Source organism: Bradyrhizobium sp. HKCCYLS20291 (assembly GCF_051167715.1).
Classification (GTDB): domain Bacteria; phylum Pseudomonadota; class Alphaproteobacteria; order Rhizobiales; family Xanthobacteraceae; genus Bradyrhizobium.
The window spans coordinates 40,733-63,508 of the sequence record NZ_JBNPTO010000004.1 but is presented as its reverse complement, the minus strand read 5'-3'; the positions used below and the strand labels follow the sequence as shown (position 1 = coordinate 63,508).

Annotated in this window: 22 protein-coding genes; 13 read left to right on the top strand and 9 right to left on the bottom strand. The window is 66.5% G+C overall.

What is annotated here, in order from left to right:
- The first annotated feature begins 58 nt into the window (after positions 1-58).
- The 7 genes from ACQR07_RS11115 (at position 59) to ACQR07_RS11085 (ending at position 5,345) form a co-directional block, all read left to right on the top strand.
- Entirely contained in the window at positions 59-286 is a 228-nt protein-coding gene (locus ACQR07_RS11115; RefSeq protein WP_434902349.1) for a hypothetical protein, read from the top strand.
- Between the two features lie 8 nt (positions 287-294).
- Complete coding sequence (locus tag ACQR07_RS11110; protein ID WP_434902348.1) at positions 295-1,047, top strand: metal ABC transporter ATP-binding protein; 753 nt, start codon at positions 295-297, stop codon at positions 1,045-1,047.
- A complete protein-coding gene (locus ACQR07_RS11105) occupies positions 1,047-1,916 on the top strand; it encodes a metal ABC transporter permease (RefSeq protein WP_434902347.1) in 870 nt (289 codons plus the stop codon). Before ACQR07_RS11110 ends, ACQR07_RS11105 begins: the two co-directional genes overlap by 1 nt.
- Positions 1,917-1,927: 11 nt before the next feature.
- Entirely contained in the window at positions 1,928-2,806 is an 879-nt protein-coding gene (locus ACQR07_RS11100) for a metal ABC transporter substrate-binding protein (protein ID WP_434902346.1), read from the top strand.
- A gap of 67 nt (positions 2,807-2,873) precedes the next feature.
- A complete protein-coding gene (locus ACQR07_RS11095) occupies positions 2,874-3,914 on the top strand; it encodes a CobW family GTP-binding protein (RefSeq protein WP_434902345.1) in 1,041 nt (346 codons plus the stop codon).
- Entirely contained in the window at positions 3,914-4,933 is a 1,020-nt protein-coding gene (locus tag ACQR07_RS11090) for a WD40 repeat domain-containing protein (RefSeq protein ID WP_434902344.1), read from the top strand. Before ACQR07_RS11095 ends, ACQR07_RS11090 begins: the two co-directional genes overlap by 1 nt.
- Before the next feature lie 103 nt (positions 4,934-5,036).
- On the top strand, positions 5,037-5,345 hold the full coding sequence (locus ACQR07_RS11085) for a hypothetical protein (protein WP_434902343.1): 309 nt from the start codon (positions 5,037-5,039) through the stop codon (positions 5,343-5,345).
- 547 nt (positions 5,346-5,892) lie between these two features.
- Here ACQR07_RS11085 and ACQR07_RS11080 read toward each other — a convergent pair.
- The 6 genes from ACQR07_RS11080 to ACQR07_RS11055 form a co-directional block, all read right to left on the bottom strand.
- Positions 5,893-7,317, bottom strand: coding sequence for a homospermidine synthase (locus ACQR07_RS11080; protein ID WP_434902342.1), 1,425 nt, complete (start codon positions 7,315-7,317; stop codon positions 5,893-5,895).
- Positions 7,318-7,372: 55 nt separating this feature from the next.
- A complete protein-coding gene (locus tag ACQR07_RS11075) occupies positions 7,373-7,762 on the bottom strand; it encodes a RidA family protein (RefSeq protein ID WP_434902341.1) in 390 nt (129 codons plus the stop codon).
- Positions 7,763-7,859: 97 nt separating this feature from the next.
- Positions 7,860-8,021: a hypothetical protein gene (locus ACQR07_RS11070; RefSeq protein WP_434902340.1), complete on the bottom strand. Its 162-nt coding sequence runs from the start codon at positions 8,019-8,021 to the stop codon at positions 7,860-7,862.
- Positions 8,009-8,602 carry a GNAT family N-acetyltransferase gene (locus ACQR07_RS11065; protein ID WP_434902339.1) on the bottom strand — a complete coding sequence of 198 codons (594 nt, stop codon included), beginning with the start codon at positions 8,600-8,602 and terminating at the stop codon, positions 8,009-8,011. The genes ACQR07_RS11070 and ACQR07_RS11065 overlap by 13 nt, the downstream gene beginning before the upstream one ends.
- A gap of 169 nt (positions 8,603-8,771) precedes the next feature.
- The gene (locus ACQR07_RS11060) at positions 8,772-9,914 is read right to left on the bottom strand and encodes a type III PLP-dependent enzyme (RefSeq protein ID WP_434902338.1); all 1,143 of its coding nucleotides are present in this window, start codon (positions 9,912-9,914) and stop codon (positions 8,772-8,774) included.
- Between the two features lie 676 nt (positions 9,915-10,590).
- The gene (locus tag ACQR07_RS11055; protein ID WP_434902337.1) at positions 10,591-10,851 is read right to left on the bottom strand and encodes a hypothetical protein; all 261 of its coding nucleotides are present in this window, start codon (positions 10,849-10,851) and stop codon (positions 10,591-10,593) included.
- Between the two features lie 124 nt (positions 10,852-10,975).
- On the opposite strand from ACQR07_RS11055, the gene ACQR07_RS11050 reads away from it, so the two are divergent.
- Genes ACQR07_RS11050 through ACQR07_RS11040 form a run of 3 tightly spaced genes read left to right on the top strand, consistent with a single transcriptional unit; the run spans position 10,976 to position 14,905 of the window.
- The gene (locus tag ACQR07_RS11050) at positions 10,976-13,057 is read left to right on the top strand and encodes a M3 family metallopeptidase (RefSeq protein WP_434902336.1); all 2,082 of its coding nucleotides are present in this window, start codon (positions 10,976-10,978) and stop codon (positions 13,055-13,057) included.
- A 22-nt stretch (positions 13,058-13,079) separates the two neighbouring features.
- Positions 13,080-13,709: a DUF1007 family protein gene (locus ACQR07_RS11045; RefSeq protein WP_434902335.1), complete on the top strand. Its 630-nt coding sequence runs from the start codon at positions 13,080-13,082 to the stop codon at positions 13,707-13,709.
- A complete protein-coding gene (locus tag ACQR07_RS11040; protein ID WP_434902664.1) occupies positions 13,709-14,905 on the top strand; it encodes a nickel/cobalt transporter in 1,197 nt (398 codons plus the stop codon). Before ACQR07_RS11045 ends, ACQR07_RS11040 begins: the two co-directional genes overlap by 1 nt.
- 257 nt (positions 14,906-15,162) lie before the next feature.
- On the opposite strand, the gene shc is transcribed toward ACQR07_RS11040, so the two are convergent.
- Complete coding sequence (gene shc / locus ACQR07_RS11035) at positions 15,163-17,217, bottom strand: squalene--hopene cyclase (RefSeq protein ID WP_434902334.1); 2,055 nt, start codon at positions 17,215-17,217, stop codon at positions 15,163-15,165.
- 204 nt (positions 17,218-17,421) lie between these two features.
- Positions 17,422-17,829, bottom strand: coding sequence for an MAPEG family protein (locus tag ACQR07_RS11030; RefSeq protein WP_434902333.1), 408 nt, complete (start codon positions 17,827-17,829; stop codon positions 17,422-17,424).
- Between the two features lie 95 nt (positions 17,830-17,924).
- Between ACQR07_RS11030 and hemH the strand changes: the two genes are divergently transcribed.
- From hemH to ACQR07_RS11015, 3 genes are all read left to right on the top strand, one after another.
- Positions 17,925-19,007 (top strand): ferrochelatase, encoded by a 1,083-nt coding sequence (gene hemH, locus ACQR07_RS11025; RefSeq protein WP_434902332.1) that lies wholly within the window; start codon positions 17,925-17,927, stop codon positions 19,005-19,007.
- A 201-nt stretch (positions 19,008-19,208) separates the two neighbouring features.
- A complete protein-coding gene (locus tag ACQR07_RS11020) occupies positions 19,209-20,213 on the top strand; it encodes an SPFH domain-containing protein (RefSeq protein ID WP_434902331.1) in 1,005 nt (334 codons plus the stop codon).
- 16 nt (positions 20,214-20,229) lie between these two features.
- Positions 20,230-20,676: an NfeD family protein gene (locus tag ACQR07_RS11015; protein ID WP_434902330.1), complete on the top strand. Its 447-nt coding sequence runs from the start codon at positions 20,230-20,232 to the stop codon at positions 20,674-20,676.
- Positions 20,677-20,938: 262 nt separating this feature from the next.
- On the opposite strand, the gene ACQR07_RS11010 is transcribed toward ACQR07_RS11015, so the two are convergent.
- Positions 20,939-22,639 (bottom strand): outer membrane beta-barrel protein, encoded by a 1,701-nt coding sequence (locus tag ACQR07_RS11010; RefSeq protein WP_434902329.1) that lies wholly within the window; start codon positions 22,637-22,639, stop codon positions 20,939-20,941.
- Between the last annotated feature and the right edge of the window lie 137 nt (positions 22,640-22,776).

Below are 22,776 nucleotides of genomic sequence, written 5' to 3'. Positions count from 1 at the left end.
AAAACGTCGTCCACCTGCGGTGGACAGGCGTGATGTTATAATGTAACATCATGACGAAATGACGCAGTCCGCCCTCCAGAGCCACGGCCATAGCCATGCGCACGGCGCGCATGGGCACAGCCATGCCCATAACCACGCCCATGGCCACAGCCATGACCCCGCCGCGCCGCATCCGGCGCAGCCGGCGCCGTGGTCGATCCTGCGCATGCCGGTGGCGACCCGGCTGGGGGCGGCGCTGGCCGCCAGCGCGGTGCTCTGGGTGATCGTCATCATGGCGATGCGGTGATCACGGCGATGGCGCAACTGCAATTCCGTGACGTGACCTTGGGCTATGACCGGCATCCGGCCGTGCATCACCTCTCCGGCGAGGTCGCGCCGGGCGCGCTGCTGGCGGTCGTCGGCCCCAATGGCGCCGGCAAGTCTACCCTGTTTCGCGGCATCGTCGGGCTGCTGAAGCCGCTCGCCGGCAGCATCACCGTCGCCGGCCTGAAGCCGCGCGAGATCGCCTATCTTCCGCAGATCGCCGACATCGACCGGACCTTTCCGATCTCGGTGTTCGATTTCGTCAGCACCGGCCTATGGCGTAGCGTCGGCATCTTCGGCGGCATCGGCGCCGCGGCGCGCGACAAGATCGCCCACGCCATCGCCGCGGTCGGCCTCACCGGCTTCGAGACCCGCGGCATCGGCACGCTCTCCGGCGGCCAGATGCAGCGCCTGCTGTTCGCGCGCGTGCTGCTGCAGGATGCCCGCGTGATCGTGCTCGACGAGCCGTTCAACGCGATGGATTCGAAAACCTCGGCCGACCTGCTGCAACTGATCGAGCACTGGCACGGCGAGCAGCGCACCGTACTGGCGGCGCTGCACGACATGGACATGGTGCGCGCGCACTTTCCGCAGACCCTGCTGCTGGCGCGAGAGGCGGTGGCCTGGGGGCCGACCGCGGACGTGCTGACGTCGGACAATCTCCTGCAGGCGCGGCGGATGTGCGAGGCCTTCGACGACGCGGCCGCGCCCTGCGTGCCCGCGCAAGCCTCGAAGGCGGCGTGATGCTGCGCGAGGTGCTGTTCGCTCCGTTCTCGGAGTTCGAGTTCATGCGCCGCGCGCTCGCCGCGGTCATCGCGCTGTCGCTCGGCTCCGGCCCGATCGGCGTGTTCCTGATGCTTCGGCGCATGAGCCTGGTCGGCGATGCCATGGCGCATGCGATCCTGCCTGGTGCGGCGATCGGCTTCCTGCTCTCGGGCCTCAATCTGTTCGCGATGACCACCGGCGGGCTGATCGCCGGCTTTGCGGTGGCGCTGCTGTCCGGACTGGTGTCACGCTCGACCGGGCTGAAGGAGGACGCGTCGCTCGCGACCTTCTATCTGGCGTCGCTCGCGATCGGCGTCACCATCGTCTCGGTCAAGGGCACCAACATCGACCTCTTGCACGTGCTGTTCGGCAACATCCTGGCGATGGACGACCCGACCTTGCTGATGGTCGCGGCCAACGCGACGCTGACGCTGGTCGTGCTCGCGGTGATCTATCGTCCACTCGTGGTCGAAAGCGTCGACCCGCTGTTCCTGCGTACCGTCAGCCGCGCCGGCGCGCCGGCCCATCTGATCTTCCTCGGGCTGATCGTGGTCAATCTCGTCAACGGCTTCCAGGCGCTCGGCACCTTGCTCGCGGTCGGGCTGATGATCATGCCTGCGGGCATCGCGCGGTTCTGGTCGCGCGACGTCACGCCGATGATCTGCATCGCGGTCGCCTCGGCGATCGTATCCGGTTACATCGGTCTGGTGCTGTCGTTCCAGACCCGCATTCCCTCAGGGCCGGCGATCATCCTGGTCGCGTCGCTGCTCTATCTCGGCTCGGTGCTGTTCGGACGCGTCGGCGGCGTCGTTCCGCAACTGTTTCCGGGACGCCATCTCGAAGCGTGAAGTCGATCCGCATGAAGCGCCTGCTGCCTGTCCTGAGCCTGTTGTTCAGCCTCTGCACCGTCGTGCCCGCGGCGGCCGAGACGACGCGGCTGACCGTCGTTACGAGTTTCTCGATTCTCGCCGACTTCGCCCGCCAGGTTGGCGGCGACAAGGTCGAGGTCACCTCGCTGGTCGGGCCGGACAGCGACGTGCACGTCTACACGCCGACGCCGCACGATGCGAAGGACGTCGGCGCCGCGCAGCTTCTGATCGTCAACGGCCTCGGCCTCGAAGGCTGGCTGCCGCGGCTGCAGCAGGCCTCGGGCAGCAAGGCCAGGATCATCACGGCGACCCAGGGCATCGCCCCGCGCAAGCGCGGCTCGGATGCCGATCCGCATGCCTGGCAGTCGGTCGGCAACGCGATGGTCTATGTGAAGAATATCCGCGACGCGCTGGTCGCGGCCGATCCCACCGATGCCGAGATGTTCAAGGCCAATGCCGAGCGCTATCTGGCGGAGCTCACGGCGCTCGATCGTGAGGTGCGCGTTGAGGCTGACAAGATCCCGGCCGAGCGGCGCAAGGTGATTTCGACCCATGACGCCTTCGGCTATTTCGCCGACGCCTATGGCATCGCCTTCATCGCCCCGCTTGGCGTCTCCACCGAGACCGAGCCGTCGGCGCGCGATGTCGCCGAGATCATCCGCCAGGTGAAAAAAGCCGGGATTCCGGCCGTCTTCCTGGAGAATTTCAACGACGACCGGCTGGTCGGCCGGATCGCGGCCGAGACCGGGGCGAAGATCGGCGGCACGCTGTATTCGGATGCCCTGAGCGGTGAAAAGGGCCCCGTTCCCACTTACATTGCCATGGTCAGGCACAATATAAGGGCCCTGACGAGCGCGCTGGTCCGTTAGGGTTTTCGAGCCCTCGCGGACCGTGCGCTTTGAGCCATTCGACGCGATTTCAGTTTTCGGAGTGAGCATGTCCGACGTGAGCAAGACCCCCGTGACGGTCCTGACCGGCTATCTCGGAGCCGGCAAGACCACGCTTCTCAACCGCATCCTCTCCGAAGACCACGGCAAGAAGTACGCCGTCATCGTCAACGAGTTCGGCGAGATCGGCATCGACAACGACCTCATCGTCGGCGCCGACGAGGAAGTGTTCGAGATGAACAACGGCTGCATCTGCTGCACCGTGCGCGGCGATCTCGTGCGCATCATCTCCGGCCTGATGCGGCGCAAGGGCAAGTTCGACGCCATCATCGTGGAGACCACCGGGCTCGCCGATCCGGCGCCTGTCGCACAGACGTTCTTCGTCGACGAGGACGTGCAGAAGAATGCGCGGCTCGATGCGGTGGTGACGGTCGCCGATGCGAAGTGGCTGTCGGACCGGCTCAAGGATGCCCCCGAGGCCAAGAACCAGATCGCCTTCGCCGACGTCATCGTGCTCAACAAGACCGATCTCGTCACCAAGCCGGAGCTCGCCGAGGTCGAGGCACGCATCCGCGCGATCAACCCTTATGCCCGGCTGCATCGCACCGAGCGTTGCCAGATCGCGATCTCGGACGTGCTCGAGCGCGGCGCGTTCGATCTCGACCGCATTCTCGAAATCGAGCCGGAATTCTTGAACGCCGGCGACGATCACGATCATCACCATCATGATCACGACCATGGCCATGATCATCACCATCATCACGATCACGGCCTGAAGCACTATCACGACGAGGAGATGCAGTCGCTGTCGCTGCGCTCCGACAAGCCGCTCGATCCGTCGAAATTCATGCCGTGGCTGCAGAACCTGGTGCAGACGGAGGGCGGCAGGATCCTGCGCTCCAAGGGTATCCTGTCGTTCCAGGACGATGACGACCGCTACGTCTTCCAGGGCGTGCACATGATGCTGGAAGGCGATCACCAGCGGAAATGGAAGCCCGACGAGGCGCGGCAGAGCCGCGTCGTCTTCATCGGCCGCGAGCTGCCGGAAGACGCCATCCGCGAAGGCTTCGAGCGCTGCATCGTATCCTGATGAGCTCGTTTGATCAGGGCGGCGAGGCCGCATCCATCGTCTCCGTCACCGACAAGGTGAAGCCGGTCTCGCTCGGCATGGCGGTCACGGCCGTGCACTATCTCGGCGACCGCGCCGCCTTCGTCGGCACCGAGGAGAGTGTCGCCGTCGTCGACACCGAGGGCGAGATCAGCAAGGTCGACGTGACAGGCGGCGGCATCCTGTCGGCGGTGTCCGATGGATCGCGCATCCTGTTCGGCGGCGATGACGGCAAGGTCTCGTCGCTCGACAAGGCGGGCAGCGTGAGCGTGCTCGCGACCGATCCGAAGCGGCGCTGGATCGACAATGTCGCGGTTCATCCGGACGGCGCGATCGCCTGGTCGGTCGGCAAGACCGCGTTCGTGCGTGCGCCCAAGGGCGAGGAGAAGTCGCTCGAGGTGCCCTCGACCGCGGGCGGGCTGGCGTTCGCGCCAAAGGGCCTGCGGCTCGCGATCGCGCACTACAACGGCGCCACCTTGTGGTTTCCGAACATGGCGGGCGAGCCCGAGTTTCTCGGCTGGGCCGGCTCGCATCTCGGCGTCACCTTCAGCCCGGACAACAAATTCCTGGTGACCTCGATGCACGAGGCGGCGCTGCATGGCTGGCGCCTCGCCGATAGCAGGCATATGCGGATGACCGGCTACCCGTCGCGGGTGAAGTCGATGTCCTGGGGCAGCGGCGGGCGCTTCCTCGCCACGTCGGGCGCCGACATGGTCATCCTCTGGCCGTTCGTCGGCAAGGACGGCCCGATGGGCAAGGAGCCGGCGATGCTGGCGCCGATGAAGGCCAAGGTCACCGCGGTGGCCTGCCATCCCAAGCAGGACATCCTGGCCTGCGGCTACGAGGACGGCACCGTGCTGATGGTGCGGATGCAGGACGGCGCCGAGATCCTGGTGCGCCGGAACGAGACCCCGCCGGTGGTGGCGCTGGGCTGGAATGCCGCGGGGACGTGGCTGGCGTTCTCCGATGAGAGCGGCGAGGCGGGGCTGTTGCCGCTCTGATGAGCCGTTCCAGTGGCTGATGGGGCATAGCGGCGCAGGCGGAAAGGGAACCTCGCGGTGGCCAGACGGTTGTTACGCACATCACATGATGCGGATGACAGCCATGGCCTCGATCAACAGCAAGAAGACATTGCGCAGGGATTTGCTGCTTGCGGTCGGCCTGCTCGGGCTCGGCGCGCTCGTGGCCATCGTCTCGATCGTCGAGATCAAGGCCGGTCACCTCGACCAGATGGCCCAGGCGACGCCCGAGCCATCGGCAACGCCGGCCGAGTCCAAGCCCGGCGGCACCCGCCCAACCACGCCGGCCCCCGAGCCAGCGCGGCCCGATCCTGCCGCCGTTCAGGAGGGCGCCAAGCCGGCCCTGCCGCCCGCCCCCGCCGAAAAGGTCGCGCCGCCGATGGAGAAGAAGTAGGCCGATGGGCCTTGGGCACCTCGACAACCTCCATTGTCGTCCCGGCCAACGCCGGGACCCATAGCCACCGGCCGTCCTGAGGCAGGCCGCCGACAGCCAAGTCCCACGATAGCATCCGCGGTATGGGTCCCTGCGTTCGCAGGGACGACAACAGTTCTGTGGCTCGCTGTCTGCCACACACTCCGCTGTCGTCCCGGCGAACGCCGGGACCCGTAGCCACCGGCCGTCCTGAGGCAGGCTGCTGACAGCCAGGTCCCACGATAGCATCCGCGGTATGGGTCCCGGCGTTCGCCGGGACGACATCGGTGATTGGGCCGCGCCACCTGTTGTGGTGCGCGACGGTTTTCGGGCGAGATCTTAGGGCACGCTGTCGCAAAACACTCCGCTGTCGTCCCTGCGAACGCAGGGACCCATAACCACAGGGAGGGGTTTGGGGCAGGCTGGCCGCTCCAGCTCGCGCCTCACGGGCGCCGCGGAGTATGGGTCCCGGATCGGCGCCGCGCCGCGCTGATGCGCGTCGCGACTTGTCCGGGACGACAGCTGAGATTTACCGCACCAGAATATTCCGGAACTGCCAGGGATCTGACGTGTCGATGTCCTCCGGGAACAGGCCCGGGCGGTCGTTCAGCGGGGTCCAATCCGTGTAGTAGCCCTTCACCGGGCCGAGATACGGCGTCTGGATCTCGAGGCAGCGGCGGAAGTCCATCTCGTCGGCCTCGACGATGCCGGCGTTCGGATTCTCCAGCGCCCACACCATGCCGGCGAGCACGGCTGACGACACCTGCATGCCGGTCGCGTTCTGATACGGCGCGACGCGGCGGGTTTCCTCGATCGAGAGCTGCGAGCCGTACCAATAGGCGTTCTTGCCGTGGCCGTAGAGCAGTACGCCGAGCTCGTCGATGCCGTCGACGATCTCGTTCTCATCCAGGATGTGCCACTTCTCCTGCATCTTGCCGGTGGCGCCGAAGATCTCGTGCAGCGACAACACCGCGTCGTTGGCCGGGTGATAGGCGTAGTGGCAGGTCGGGCGGTAGACGACCTTGTCGCCGTCGCGCACGGTGTAGTAGTCGGCGATCGAGATCGACTCGTTGTGGGTCACCAGGAAGCCGTATTGCGCGCCCGGCGTCGGGCACCACGAGCGCACGCGGGTGTTGGCGCCCGGCTGCAGCAGGTAGATCGCAGCGCCACAGCCCTCGGCGTGGCGGCGGCCGTTCTCCGGCATCCATGTCTCATGCGTGCCCCAGCCGAGCTCGGCCGGCTGCATGCCCTCGGAGACGAAACCCTCGACCGACCAGGTGTTGACGAACACGTCCATCGGCTTCGGGTTCCTGGAGCGCTGGGTGTCGCGCTCGGCGATGTGCACGCCCTTGACGCCGAGCTTCTGCATCAGCTGCGCCCAGCCCTCGCGGCTCTTCGGCTCGACGATCTCGGTCTTGGTGTCCTTGGCGATGTCGAGCAGCGCCTGCTTGACGAACCAGGAGACCATGCCGGGATTGGCGCCGCAGGTCGACACGGCGGTGGTGCCGCCCGGGCTCTTGCGGCGGGCGGCCAGCAGCGTTTCGCGCAGCGCGTAGTTCGAACGCTGCTCGACGCCCATCTGCTTGTCGAAATAGAAGCCGGCCCACGGCTCGACCACTGTGTCGATGTAGAGCGCGCCGATCTCACGGCACAGCGTCATCAGGTCGACCGAGGAGGTGTCGACCGAGAGGTTGACGCAAAAGCCCTGGCCGCCGCCGGCGGTGAGCAGCGGCACCAGCAGCTCGCGGTAATTGTCGCGGGTCACGCCCTGCTGGATGAAGCGCACGCCATGCTTCTTCGCCAGCGCGCCGTCGTCATGCGGATCGATGATGACGAAGCGGCTCTTGTCGTAGTCGAAATGGCGTTCGATCAGGGGCAGGGTGCCCTTGCCGATCGAGCCGAAGCCGATCATCACGATGGGGCCGGAAATCTTGGCGTGGATCTGCGAGCTCATAATGGGGATTGTCTCCGGACAGGTGCTTCCGCGTTCGTTGAGGGGGGCGCAGCGTTTATGGGCTGCGGCGCTTGGCGGTGACTTCGATCTCGACCTTCATCTCGGGCTTGAGCAGCGCCGCGACGACCAGCAGCGTGGCGGCCGGGCGGATGTCGCCGAGCACCTCGCCGCAGACGGCGAAATGCGCATCGGCGTCGTTGACGTCGGTCAGGTAGTAGGTCGCGCGGACGATGTCGGCCATCTCGAAGCCGCCCTCCTGCAGGGCGGCGGCAATGGTCTTGAAGCAGTTACGTGACTGGCTCGTGACATCGGCCGGCATCGTCATGGTGCTGTAGTCGTAGCCGGTGGTCCCGGCGACGAAGGCGAAATCGCCGTCGATGACCGCGCGGCTGTAGCCGGCGGTCTTCTCAAACGGTGATCCGGTAGAGATCAAACGGCGGGGCATTTTGCGACCTCGTCGGGGGATTTTCGGCGGTTAAAGAGCTTTTGCTGCACCTGCGCAACCCCTGGCGGGGCGGCCGCGGCGCGCAGTTCCGGCATGCCTAACGCAGCCGCGTGACGTCGGATCCGCCCGGCGGCGGGCTGTTCCAGCGCCTGATCACGATGTCGCGGACGATCATGATGCCGAGCAGGATCAGCACCAGCGTCGGAAGCCACGTTCGCCGCCGCGGCTCTGCTGCCGCCCTGGCGCTCACGCCGCGCATGGCAACGGCCGCTCGCGGCGCGCGCGGCGGACCTTCCGCTCCGGCGCGCCGGTGGCGACGATCATGCCGGACGCGCCATCCAGCGCGCCATCGACCAGCTCGAGGCCGAGCAGGCGCGCGCGCTCGAATGTACCGGGCAGCTCGAGCTGTGACGCCTTGGCGGCCTCGAAGCCGAACCGGGCGTAATAGGGCGCATCGCCGAGCAGGACCACCGCGCCATGGCCGCGCGACGCCGCGATCATCAGCGCGGCATTCATCAGCGCAGCGCCGACGCCAAGGCTGCGCGCCTCGGCGTCGACCGCCAGCGGCCCGAGCATCAGCGCGTCGCGTCCGCCGGCGCTGACGTGCCACAGCCGCAGCGTTCCCACGAGGGCGCCGCCGCGCACCGCCGACAGGGCAAGGCCTGCGGCGGGCGCGCGTCCGTTGCGCAGGCGCTGGCAGGTGCGCTCATGGCGGTTGTCGCCAAAGCACACGTCGAGCAGCGTCTCGCGCGCCGTCACGTCGGAGGCTCGTTCCGCACGGATCACGAACGGAGCAGCAGTCCGAACAGGCGCAGTCATCGGGATGCGAAAAGCGGTCATGGCACGTCAGTCCCCGGCCTGCGCCACGGGCCTTCGGCCGCGCGCAAACACGTGATGTCAGATTGAAGATGACGGTGGATCGCTCCCTTCCCCGCAAGCGGGGAAGGGTCGGGGTGGGTTGACCACCCGGGCTTCTGATCGCCTCACCGCGGTGAGGCAGCAGGCCGGATCAGATGTGATAGGTCTTCAGCGGCGGGATGCCGTTGAAGGCCACCGACGAGTAGGTCGAGGTATACGCCCCGGTCCCCTCGATCAGCACCTTGTCGCCGATCGAGAGCGTCACCGGCAGCGGATACGGCAGCTTCTCGTACATCACGTCGGCCGAATCGCAGGTCGGGCCGGCGAGCACGCACGGGGTCATGTCCGCGCCGTCATGCGGGGTGCGGATGGCGTAGCGGATCGACTCGTCCATCGTCTCGGCGAGGCCGCCGAACTTGCCGATGTCGAGGTAGACCCAGCGCAGCTCGTCCTCGTCGCTCTTCTTCGAGATCAGCACCACTTCCGACTCGATGATCCCGGCATTGCCGACCATGCCGCGGCCCGGCTCGATGATCGTCTCCGGGATCTGGTTGCCGAAATGCTTGCGCAGCGCACGGAAGATCGAGCGGCCGTACTGCACGACCGGCGGCACGTCCTTCAGGTACTTGGTCGGGAAGCCCCCGCCCATGTTCACCATGGTCAGGTTGATGCCGCGCTCGGCGCAGTCGCGGAACACGGTCGAGGCCATCGCCAGCGCGCGGTCCCACGCCTTCACCTTGCGCTGCTGCGAGCCGACATGGAACGAGATGCCGCACGGCTCCAGCCCCAGGCGCTTCGCCAGGTCCAGCACCTCGACCGCCATCTCCGGATCGCAGCCGAACTTGCGCGACAGCGGCCACTCGGCGCCGGCGCAATCGTACAGGATGCGGCAGAACACCTTCGCACCGGGCGCCACGCGCGCGATCTTCTCGACCTCAGCGGCGCAGTCGACCGCGAACAGGCGAATGCCGAGCGTGTAGGCGCGCGCGATGTCGCGCTCCTTCTTGATGGTGTTGCCATACGAGATGCGATCCGGCGTCGCACCGGCGGCCAGCGCCATCTCGATCTCGGCCACAGTCGCCGTGTCGAACGACGAGCCGAGCGAGGCGAGCAGCGACAGCACCTCAGGCGCCGGGTTGGCCTTGACCGCATAGAACACGCGGCTGTCCGGCAACGCCCGAGCGAAGCTCATGTAGTTGTCGCGCACGATGTCGAGGTCGACGACGAGACAGGGCTCGTGGTCCAGACCTTCCTCGCGGCGGTTGCGCAGGAATTCCCGGATACGTTCGGTCATAGCACCCTCCAAACGGCCCGTTTGCGACGTGGCCCGTTCAAAATGATCCCGACACGGGTGCCTTGGCCTCGCCGCCCGATGGAAAGGCGACAAGACCTCGAACCCGTAGCCGAATTGTGCTGCCGTGGATTGGTTGGGAATTTCCCGCCCGCACACCTGGCAATGAAGGACAAGCCTTTTCAGTAGCCCGCGCCGGCTTTGGACTGCCGGTAGAGACCAAAAAAGCCCGATCCGTCGTTGCTTTAAGTCGCGTCCCCCGTTGAGAGCGGGGTGCGCCGGTTCGCCTCCGGCTGCCAGTCACGGTTGCAAGAGGTGAGGTGACCTTCAGCGGCATCTCTTGAGAGAGATGCTGGGCTCTTGGAGCATGACGATCTCGATCGAACTGATCTTGATCGCAACGATCCGAGGGCCCCTCGGTTCCTCATCCCTTGGCGGCTGTCCGGCCTCTTGTCCGGATACCTACCGACTGACACACGACCACAGGCACGTGCGAAATTGGGCAGAACGGGAAATATGCGTTTTGAATTTCGTTCGCAAGGAATTTTTCGGCGCCGGGAAAGATTTCCCTAATCTGTGCTTACGCGACACACCGAGCGCTGCGGCGAGCTGAACGAACGTTAAGCGAGCTTAAACTTTCGTAACGCTTTCACGCTTGCAGGACAGTGTTTCCTGCGACTCAGGCGCGCTTGGTGAACGGCTCGACGCGCTGTGCGCCGCGGATGAAGCCAATCATCACGAACACGCCGAGCGCGAACAGCACGGCCTGCAGGATGTGTGCGCCCTGGTCGCCGAGCCCGAACAGGATAGCCAGCGCCCAGCCGCCGGCGAAGGCCGCGCCGAACACTTCCGCGCCGATCAGGATCGCCGCCGAGACCACGGTGATCACGGTCTGCCAGGCGATCTGGCGGGCGGGCTTCGAGGTGTTGTCTGCGCTCATGGTCCGGGTCCTTTTGAGGGGCGCAATCTCTCCGAAATGGTCCCGGTCTTCAAGGGGAAATGACCCAAAAAGGACCCTCTCCGTGGTAAGAGGGGCGCCTGTTTGATCCGGAGAGCAAGAGCCGATGTCCGATACGACCGCCTCGATCGACGCCCAGAGCAATCCGCTGCTCGGAGCCTGGGAGACCCCGCACCAGACACCGCCCTTCGACGCGATCAGGCCCGAGCACTTCCTGCCGGCCTTCGAGCGCGCTTTCGCCGATCACACCGCCGAAATCACCGCGATTACCCACGATCCGGCGGAGCCCGACTTCGCCAATACCATCACGGCGCTGGAGCGCTCGGGCAAGCTGCTGTCGAAGGTCGCGGCCGTGTTCTACGATCTGGTCTCGGCGCATTCCAACCCGGCGATCCTGGAGATCGACAAGGAGGTGTCGCTGCGGATGGCGCGGCACTGGAACCCGATCATGATGAACGCCGTGCTGTTTGGCCGCATCGCGCTGCTGCACGACAACCGCAAGACGCTCAAGCTCACGGGCGAGGAGCAGCGGCTGCTCGAGCGCACCTACACCCGCTTCCACCGCGCCGGCGCCGGCCTCAAGGACGAGGCCAAGGCGCGCATGGCCGAGATCAACGAGCAGCTCGCCCAGCTCGGCACCACCTTCAGCCATCACGTGCTCGGCGACGAGCAGGACTGGTTCCTGGAGCTCGGCGAGGATGACCGCGCCGGCCTGTCCGACAGCTTCGTCGCCGCCGCCAAGGCAGCCGCCGAGGAGCGCGGCAAGCCCGGCAAGGCGATCGTGACCCTGTCGCGCTCTTCGGTCGAGCCGTTTCTGCAGAGCTCCGCCCGACGCGACCTGCGCGAGAAGGTGTTCAAGGCCTTCACCGCGCGCGGCGACAATGGCAATGCCAACGACAACAACGCCGTGATCGGCGACATCCTCAGGCTGCGCGAGGAAGCCGCCCAGATCATGGGCTTCCCGAACTTCGCGGCCTATCGCCTGGAGGACTCCATGGCGAAGACGCCGGAGGCGGTGCGTGGCCTCCTGGAGCGGGTGTGGAAGCCGGCGCGCGCCAAGGCGCTGGCCGACCGCGACCAGCTGCAGGAGATGATCACGGCGGAGGGCGGCAACTTCAAGCTCGCGGCCTGGGACTGGCGCTACTACGCCGAGAAGCTGCGCCAGGCGAAGGCCAACTTCGACGACGCGTCGATCAAGCCGTATCTTTCGCTCGACCACATGGTCGCGGCCGCGTTCGACTGCGCGACGCGCCTGTTCGGCATCACCTTCGCCGAGCGCAAGGACATCCCGGTCTGGCATCCGGACGTGCGCGTCTGGGAGATCAAGGCCGCCGACGGCAGCCACAAGGCGCTGTTCTACGGCGACTACTTCGCCCGTCCCTCGAAGCGCTCCGGCGCCTGGATGACCTCGCTGCGCGACCAGCAGAAGCTCGACGGCGACACCGCGCCGCTGATCATCAACGTCTGCAACTTCGCCAAGGGCGCCGACGGCCAGCCCTCGCTGCTGTCGCCGGATGACGCTCGCACCCTGTTCCACGAGTTCGGCCACGGCCTGCACGGCATCCTCTCCAACGTGACCTACCCCTCGCTGTCGGGCACGTCGGTGTTCACCGACTTCGTCGAGCTGCCGTCGCAGCTCTACGAGCACTGGCAGGAGCGTCCCGAGGTGCTGCAGACCTTCGCGCGGCATTACCAGACCGGCGAGCCGCTGCCGCAGGATCTGCTCGAGCGCTTCCTGGCGGCGCGCCGCTTCAACCAGGGCTTTGCCACCGTCGAGTTCGTCTCCTCGGCGCTGATCGATCTCGAATTCCACACCCAGCCGGCGTCTGCGTCCAAGGATGTGCGTGCGTTCGAGAAGGCCGAGCTGGAGAAGATCGGCATGCCCCAGGAGATCGCGCTGCGCCACCGGCCGACCCAATTCGGCCACATCTTCTCGGGAGACCACTATGCGGCGGGCTACTACAGCTACATGTGGTCGGAGGTGATGGATGCGGATGCCTTCGGGGCCTTCGAGGAAGCCGGCAACATCTTCGATCCCGCCGTCGCCAAGCGGCTCCACGACAACGTCTACTCCTCGGGCGGCTCGCTCGATCCGGAAGCGGCCTATGTCGCGTTCCGCGGCCGCGAGCCCGAGCCCGACGCGCTGCTCCGCCGGCGCGGCCTGCTCGACGTTCCCAAGGCGGCTTGAAAGGCGGCGTGACGCGGTGAGGATGCTCAGGACCGTTCTTGCTGTGCTCGCGCTGATGCTCGGCGCCGGCGCAGCCCACGCCCATCCGCATGTCTGGGTCACCGCAACCAGCGAGCTGCTCTACGCGGCCGACGGCTCGCTGACCGGCGTGCGCCATGCCTGGACGTTCGACGACATGTTCGCGACCTACGCGCTGCAGGGTCTCGAGACCAAGCAGAAGGGCGTCTACACCCGTGAGGAGCTGGCGCCGCTGGCGCAGACCAACGCCGAGTCGCTGAAGGAATATGCCTACTTCACCTTCGTCAAGGCCGACGGCCGCAAGCAGAAGCTGGTCGATCCCGTCGATTATTATCTCGAATACAAGGACACCAAGCTGACCTTGCACTTCACCTTGCCGCTGAAGGCGCCGGTGAAGCCCAGGGAGCTCCAGGTCGAGGTCTACGATCCGAGCTACTTCATCGATTTTCAGATGGCGGAGAAAGACCCCGTCAAGCTGGTCAGCGCTCCCCAGGGCTGCAAGTTCGGCCTGGTCAGACCGAACGACGGCGGCTCCGTCGCGCAGACGATGAACGAGCAGACATTCCTGAGCGGCGGGGCGAACGCCAATTTCGGGATGAACTTCGCCAACAAGATCTCGGTGGACTGCCCATGATGACGCGTCGCCCCAACTCGGCCCGGCCGCTCCTGATCTGCGCCGCGATCCTCGCAACGCTGGTTGCGGCCGACGCTGCCTCCCATGCCCTGTTCGCCAAGTCGCCGTTCGGCGCGCCGGCCGAGCCGCAGGTCGGAGGCATCGTCGGTTGGATCCTGGCCAAGCAGTCCGAGTTCTACCGCCAGATGTCGGGCGCGATCCGCGCCGCGAAGGAGGACGGCTCGGCGGTGTGGTGGTTGCTGGCGATCTCGTTCGCCTACGGCATCTTCCATGCGGCCGGTCCTGGACACGGCAAGGCGGTGATCGCGTCCTATCTCGTCGCCAACCAGGAGACGGCGAAGCGCGGCATCGTGCTGTCGTTCGCCTCGGGCCTGATGCAGGCGCTGGTGGCGGTGGCCATCGTCGGCATCGGCGCCGTGCTGCTCAACGCGACGGCGGCCAGCATGTGCAGCGCCGAGAAGGTGGTGGAGATCGCAAGCTACGGCCTGATCGCGCTGCTCGGCGCGCGGCTGGTCTGGGTCAAGGGCGCGGCGTTCCTGCGCACGTGGCAGCCGGCGGCGCCGGCGCTCGCGCTGGCCGGCGCGCCGTCGGCGGGCGCGGTTGCGCCATCAGCACATGATCATGGCCATGCACATGATCATCAGCACCGTGGGCTTCATGATCATCATGGTCATGATCACCATCATGGCCATGACCACGGCCACGATCACCACGGTCATGATCATCACCACGCTCACGCGCAGGCGGCGGCGCACGGTCATGCCGATCATGACCATGTGCATCACGATCACGTCCATGGCGACGATTGCGGCTGCGGCCACTCCCACGGCCCGGCGCCGAGCGAACTCGCCGGCCCCGGCGGCTGGCAGCGCGGGTTTCAGGCGATCTTCGCCGCCGGCATCCGCCCGTGCTCGGGCGCCATCCTGGTGCTGGTGTTCGCGCTGGCGCAGGGCCTGTTCTGGGCCGGCGTCGCCGCCACCATCGTGATGGGCATCGGCACAGCGATCACCGTCGCGACCATTGCTGTGCTCGCCGTCGCCGCCAAGGACATCGCCCGCCGCCTCAGCGCCGGCCGCGACGGCGGCGGCGCCCTGATCATGCGCGGCCTGGAATTCGGCGCGGCGGGCCTGGTGCTGTTGTTCGGCGTGGGATTGCTGCTCGGCTACATGGCGGCGGAACGCACGACCTGCTTCTGAAGACCTATTCACTGTCGCAGCAAATACGCTGCGCGATACAGCGCCCTCGCCCCTTGTGGGAGAGGGCATGTAGGACAGAGCGGCAAACGCGGTTGGGTGAGGGGTATCTTTCCACGAGTCTTGCTCGCTGAGGCATACCCCTCACCCAACCGCGTTTGCGGCGCTTTCCTACATGCCCTCTCCCACAAGGGGCGAGGCGCATTAACTGGCACCGCGCGGAGGTGATTATTACGACGTAGCGGTGTCACCGCTCGCCGCTACCCATGCCCCTGCGGCCGCAGCGCGCGTCCCAGCGCCATCAGCGGGAAATAATGGCGGTACATGCCATAACGCAGCATGAATGCGCGGGACAGTTCGGGGCCCTGCATCAGCCGCTCCTGAAGAGCGGGATCGTTCAGCTTGATGGTCTGGCCGACGCCGTAGCCGGGGAAGCCGGTGCCGGTGAATTCGGGCTCGTCCCAGGTGCCAGCGGACTGGCGCTCGACCAGCCACATGCAGCCGCGTTCGATCGCGTCCTTGTCATCAGGACGATTGGCCGCGAGCAGCGCCATCAACGCCCACGCCGTCTGCGACGCGGTCGTCGTGCCGCGGCCGACCGCGCTGATGTCCATGTAGGAGGCGCAGCTCTCGCCCCAGCCGCCGTCGGCCTGCTGATGGGCAACCAGCCAATCGCAGGCGCTGATGATATAGGGCTGGGTCATGTCCTCGCCGATCGCGGCCAGCGCCGGCAGCACCGCGGCGGTGCCGTAGACGTAGTTGACGCCCCAGCGGCCGAACCACGGGCCGCTCGGTTCCTGCTCGCGCCGGATATAGTCCAGCGCGCGCACCATGGCGGGATGATTGCGGGAGATGCCGAGCTTGCCGAACGCTTCGACGATGTGCGCGGTCACATCGACCGAGGGCGGATCGAGCGCCTCGCCGTAGTCGCAGAACGGGATCTTGGTCAGGATCTGCTGGTTGTTGTCCTTGTCGAACGCGCCCCAGCCGCCGCCCTGGCTCTGCATGCCGATCAGCCAGTCGACGCCAAGCTGAATGGCCTCGTCGATGCCCTTGGCTTTCCACTTCGGGTCATGGCGCAGCGGCGCCAGCGCGATCAGCGCGACCGCGGTGTCGTCCGTGTCGGGGTAGTAGTTGTTGGCGTATTCGAACGCCCAGCCGCCCGGCTTGACGTGCGGCAGCTTCATCGACCAGTCGCCGGGCACGAGCACCTGGCGGTCGAGCACCCAGTTGACGGCCTTGTCGACCGCGTCCGGATAGTCGCCGAGCACGCCGGAATCGTCGAAGGCGAGCAGGGTGAGGATGGTGTCCCACACCGGGCTGTTGGTGGCCTGGATGAAGGTGGCGTCACCGACGTCGACGCGCCAGCCGGGATCGTTCAGCGCCTCGAGGCCCTTGGCGAGCACGGGATGATTGAGCGGATAGCCTTCGGTGTAGAGCGCCATCAGGCCGTAGATCCAGGGTGGCTGGATGCCGCCCCAGGCGCCGTCGAAATCCTGGTGGCGGATCATCCATTCCAGCACGCGGCTGGTCGCTGCGGGGCGGAACAGGCCGAGATTGAGCCTGTTGCCGAGGTTCTGCAGGGCGTGCAGCACCTTGTCGGCGCCGCGGAAGAACTTGTCCCAGCCGCCGGCATTGGCCTTGACCGGCAGCTCATAGTCGAACGCATCGCGCCCGCGCGGAAACAGCGCGTCGAGCCGGTTCTCCGGCGGCAGCGGCCGGCTCGGCCGCCGCGTCGACAGCACCGCGATCGGCATCAAAGTGGCGCGCGCCCATTGCGCGAAATTGTATATCGAGAACGGAAACCACAGCGGAAACCAGATCACCTCGGGCGGGATGTTCGGCGTCTTCTCCCACGGCCATTCGCCGATCAGCGCCAGCCAGTAGCGGGTGAAGACGCGGATGTTGCGCAGGCCGCCCTTGGCCTCGATCCATTCGCGGGCGCGGCGCACCGCCGGCTCGTCGTCGCGGAAACCGAGCGAGCGAAGCGCGGCGTAGCCCTCGACGGTCGCGTTGATGTCGCCATTGGGCGCGCCGAAATAGACCTGCCAGGCGCCGTCGGGGCGCTGGGTGTCGAGCAGCGACTGGCCCAGGCGCTGGCGCAACGGATGGTCCTCGAGCCCCAGGAACCACAGCGCGAGGCACCATTGCGCCTCCATGCAGGCGTTGGATTCGGCGCGGCCGACCCAATGGCCGTCGGGCTTCTGGTTGGCGATCAGCCAGTCCGCCGCCGCCCGCACCGTCGACTGCAGGGCGGTCTGGTAATTTCCCGGGTCGCGCGGCGCGCGCGCGGAGGCCGAGCTGGTCAAAGTCATCGCGATCCCTCTGGCGGCGCCATCGCGCCGCGGCAATTCACCCCGCCCTATAGGAAATTTCGCCGCCAAATCCAATCAACAGGCCGTAGCTGACCGGATCAAAAGGGCAACGAAAAGCGTACAGACAGGGAGCTTCAGCGGTCTTGGTTAGCATCTCCGCGCAGACAGGGATGTGACGTCCCTCACGTGCCGAGACATGTCTGCTCAAGCCGGCAGGTAGCCGCGCAACAGGGGGAGGAAGAAAATCCCGACCGTGATCAGGAACCCGATGGCCCACAGGATCGAGCGCAGCGACGGGCGGTCGCCGATGTAAGTCAGGACGTAGGCGATGCGCACGATCACGAACAGCACCGACAGCTCGTTGATCAGGTTCTGTGGCGCCGCGCGGAACTCGGCCAGCAGGACCGCCGCGGCGAAGAACGGGAAGGCCTCGATGCCGTTCTGGTGGGCACCCAGCGCCCGTTCGCGGAGGCCGCCTTGATAAAAGGCGGGATCGCGGGGCCGGGCGTTGTCGAAGCGGCCGGCGCCGTCGACGTTGATCCATTTCGCCGGCGCGATCGTTAAGAGGTAGAGCATTACGCTGGCGAAAATGCACAGTTCTGCAATCGTCATGGCTCCTCCGGCCCGATGACATCGGTGAAATGGCCCTTATCTTGACAATGTCGAAACAAGCCGCCAAGCCACGCCCTTCACCAGTCACGGGCATCATGACCGCCGCCATCTCTCTCGACAATGCCAGGCCTGTCGATGCCAAGGCTCTTGATGCCAAGGTTCTCGATGCCAAGCCGTTGCCGGTCGCGCCCACGTCGCGCGTCGGTGTGCTGCTGGTCAATCTGGGAACGCCCGACACCGCCGACGCGGCCGGCGTGCGCGTCTACCTGAAGGAATTCCTGTCCGACCGCCGCGTGATCGAGGACCAGGGCCTGCTGTGGAAGATCATCCTCAACGGCATCATCCTCAACGTCCGGCCGCGCAAGAAGGCCAAGGACTACCAGTCGATCTGGAACAATGAGAAGAACGAATCGCCGCTGAAGACGATCACGCGGGCGCAGAGCGAGAAGCTCGCGGCTGCCATCGCCGACCGCAGCCATGTCATCGTCGACTGGGCGATGCGCTATGGCAATCCGTCGATGAAGGCCGGGATCGACGGACTGAAGGCGAAGGGGTGCGATCGCATCCTGGTGGTGCCGCTCTATCCGCAATACTCCGCCGCGACCTCGGCGACCGTCTGCGACGAGGCGTTCCGCGTGCTGACCGAGATGCGCGCGCAGCCGACCATCCGGGTAACGCCGCCGTATTACAATGACGATTTCTACATCGAGGCGCTGGCGGTCTCGATCGAGGATCACCTCAAGACGCTGCCGTACAAGCCCGAGTTGATCGTCGCCTCGTTCCACGGCATGCCCAAGGAATATGTCGACAAGGGCGATCCGTATCGCGAGCAATGCGTGGCGACGACGGAGCTGCTGCGCAAGCGGATCGGCATGGACGACACCCAGCTGCTGCTGACGTTCCAATCGCGCTTCGGCTTCTCGGAGTGGCTGCAGCCCTACACCGACAAGACCATCGAGAAGCTCGCCAAGGACGGCGTCAAGCGGATCGCCGTGGTCATGCCGGGCTTCTCGGCGGACTGCCTGGAGACGCTGGAGGAGATCTCCGGCGAGAACTGCGAGATCTTCAAGCACAATGGCGGCGAGGAATTCTCCGCCGTACCGTGCCTGAACGACGGCGCCCCGGGCATGGAGGTGCTGCGGCAACTGGTGCTGCGCGAGCTGCAGGGCTGGCTGTAACGGGCTGGCTCCGAGCCGCCGGCGGTATTGCCGCCGTCTAGGTAAGCCGCACGTCAGCACAAGATGAACGGCCGTGCGGCCGGCGAAAATATGTTCCTGAACCGCGACCTTCGGACCCCCGACAAAATCATGTAGCAATCCCTAGATTGTGATTGCTGCGGAGGCTGGTGAGGAGATGCTGTCTCCTTCCTTGGAGGATCCATGAGCGGTTTCGACATTTTCGCCATAGCGCTGGTGCTGCTGGTCATCTTCACCCTGTATTCCGGCGTGAAGACCGTGCCGCAGGGGTTCGACTGGACCGTGGAGCGGTTCGGCAAATACACCCGCACGCTGTCGCCGGGCCTCAACATCATCGTGCCGTTCTTCGATCGCATCGGCCGCAAGATCAACATGATGGAGCAGGTGATCGATATCCCCGAGCAGGAGGTCATCACCAAGGACAACGCCACCGTCACGGTGGACGGCGTCGCGTTCTACCAGGTGTTCGATGCGGCGAAAGCGAGCTACGAGGTCGCCAACCTGAACCAGGCGATCGTCACCTTGACCATGACCAACATCCGCTCGGTGATGGGCGCGATGGATCTCGACCAGGTGCTGTCGCATCGTGACGAGATCAACGAGCGGCTGCTGCGCGTCGTCGACGCCGCGGTGTCGCCATGGGGTCTCAAGGTCAACCGCATCGAGATCAAGGACATCGTGCCGCCGGCGGACCTCGTCGAGGCGATGGGCCGGCAGATGAAGGCCGAGCGCGTCAAGCGCGCCGACATCCTGCAGGCCGAGGGCCAGCGGCAGTCGGAGATTCTTCGCGCGGAAGGCGCGAAGCAGAGCCAGATCCTGCAGGCCGAAGGTCGCCGCCAATCCGCCTTCCTCGACGCCGAGGCGCGCGAGCGCGCCGCCGAAGCCGAGGCCAAGGCGACGCAGATGGTGTCGGACGCGATCGGCAAGGGCGATGTCGCGGCGCTGAACTACTTCATCGCCGACAAATACATCAAGGCGTTCGGCCAGCTCGCGGACTCACCGAACCAGAAGGTCATCATGCTGCCGATCGAGGCGACCGGCATGCTCGGCTCGCTCGCCGGCATCGGCGAGATCGCCAAGGCCACGTTCGGCGAGAGTGCCGCCTCGGCCGTGTCGGCCGCGCGCCGCGGCGGCTCGGTGCCATCAGCGGGCACGCCGCCGAAGCCGCCCGTGCCGCCGCAGGCCTGACGCAGGAGGTCATCTCATGAGCGAGATGTTCGTGACGCTCGGCACCTGGAACTGGCTGATCTTCGGCATCATCCTGATGGCGCTGGAGCTGCTGGCGCCCGGCGTGTTCCTGATCTGGCTCGGGCTGGCCGCGCTCGTGGTCGGGCTGCTGTCCTTTGCGTTCGCGCCGGGATGGCAGCTGCAGATCCTGCTGTTCGCGCTGTTCTCGCTCGCCGCCGTGCCGCTGTGGCGGCGGCTGGCGCGCGCCAACGCGGCGCCGTCGCAGGACAACCCGTTCCTCAACCGCCGCTCCGCGGCGCTGGTGGGGCGCGAGTTCACGCTGGAGAAGCCGATCATCGACGGCAACGGCACCGTCCGCATCGACGACACCGTGTGGCGCGTCGCCGGCCCCGACACCCCCGCCGGCAGCCGCGTGCGGATCGTGCAAGCCGACGGCGCGCATCTGACGGTGACCGCGGCGTAGGCCTTCCGCGCTGTTAGATACAGCGCCCTCTCCCCCTGTGGGAGAGGGCATCTCCAGCCGATCCACATACTCGGTTGGGTGAGGGGTTCTCTCCGCGAGCACGCCCGTCGAGAGAACCCCTCACCCAACCGAGTATGCTGCGCTGTCCTACATGCCCTCTTCCACCCTAGCGAAGCTTCGCTTCGCCTTGGGGGCGAGGGCGCAGTCATGGGCACCGGGGAGGCTGTTTGGACCGTCGCGGGTGACGCGTAACGCCGGCTGCTCAGTTCTGCAATCGCACGCCGAGCATCACCACCGTGCCCGACGATCCCGCACCCGTGATGTTCGAGTCGAGCTTGTCATAGCGCAGCGAGCCCTTGACCCAGAGTTCGCGCGTCATCTTGTAGACGAGGTTGCCTTCGGCCGAATAGGTGCGGTCGTTGCGGTTGTAGCCCTGATAGTCCAGCGTGCCGAAGGTGAACTTGCCGATGCCGGTCAGCCAGCGCCGGAAGTCGTGGTCGACCTGCACCGTGTAGGTGCGCACCAGCACGCCGGAAGCGCCGGCGACCGTGGTTTCGGCGACCTGCGTGTCGGACAGGAACCGCGCTGTCGTCAGCGACGTCACCGACCACACCAGCGAGGCCGAGGTCAAAAATCCCTGCAGCCGGTTGAGCCGCGGATCGGTGTAGCTGCGCGTCGCGTAGCCGAGCGAGAGCTCGCCGGTCAGAAGCCGCGTGAACTCGAACGAGGTGCCGGCCTTGGCGTAGCCGCCCGCCGAGTCGCGCTGATAGCCGGAGCGGTCGAGCCGCAGATCGTAGGTGCGGGTGTTGCCCTGGACCTCCGCGAACGGCTTCAGCCCGGGCGTGACCTCGTAGGACACTCGGCCGATGCCGCCGAACTGGTTGTAGTTACGGTCGTCATTCGACGTCACCGTGCCGTCGGTCAGCTTGCTCTCTTGATAGGTTGTGCGGTCGGCGGTGGCGCCGGCAGAGACCTGCAGGCGGTTGAAGCGCTGGTCGACGCCGAAGGTGGTGCCGAGCGTCGTGTAGATCGGATAGCGCGCGAGGCCCGCCTGCACGCTCGGGCTGCCGGGATTGTCGGTCGCCGCGCGCAGCCGCAGTTGCGCGCCGACGGAGGTGTCGCGCGTGATATCGAGGCGGCCGTCGACATGGCCGGTGAAGTCGGGCCGGTCGAGCGTGGTCGGCGCCGAATTGATGCCGCCGTCCATCATGGCGGGCAGGGTGCTGCCATAGCCGGTGAACGAGCCGCGCAGGTCGGCGACGAAAGCGTGGCGGTCCCAGTTCGACACCGCGAGAAATTCCGGCGCGACCATCCAGGCCGGCATGCCGCGTGGATTGCCGAGCCGGGCCGGGTTGCTGTCGTAGCCGGCCGACAACTCCACCGCGCCCTTGATCAGGAACGGGCCGACATAGTCGCCGACCGCGCCGAACGGGTCGTCGTCGATTCTGAGCCGCTTGCGCGGTGGCTGGCCGGGAACGGTCCCCGCGATCGCAGCCGGCACCGGCGGCCTGGCGGCGCTGGCCGAGGGCGGCAGGGTCGGGCGCAACTGCCCGGTCAGCTCGCCGGAGGGACGCGTGCCGGGTCCCGGCGGCGGCTTCGGCCGCGCCTGGGCGGGATAGTATTTCGGCTTCTTGCGCGTCCGGTTCAGCGAATCGTAGCCGACGTCGGCGGCGCCGCTGGCGGCCGGTACGCCGGGCAGCGGAGCCCGCGTCTGGCGCACGGCGGAGCCGGCAGGGGCGGGCTGGCCGGGGGCCGCCACGGCGTCCGACAAGCCGCTCACCGCGGTTCGCCGCAGCGGCGAGTCCTGCGGAGCGAGAAAGCCGTCGCGCATCGGACGGAACACGTCGATCGTCTGCGCCTGCACCACGCCCGGGCCGAGCGCGCCGAGCAGCAGGCATGCCGCGGAGGCACCGCGCCATCGTCGCGCGCGCGCCGCGCGGCCGCTGTCAGGCCTCCACCCCACGATCTGAAAACTCCAACAAAATCATTCATTTCGCCAGGCAGCCGAGCGCCGCCGGCAAACGCCGTCATTAAGGGAGTAAAAACAAATATGGTTAATGGGCTGTTGATGACGCGTTGCTGCCTTACCCATGCTAAAGA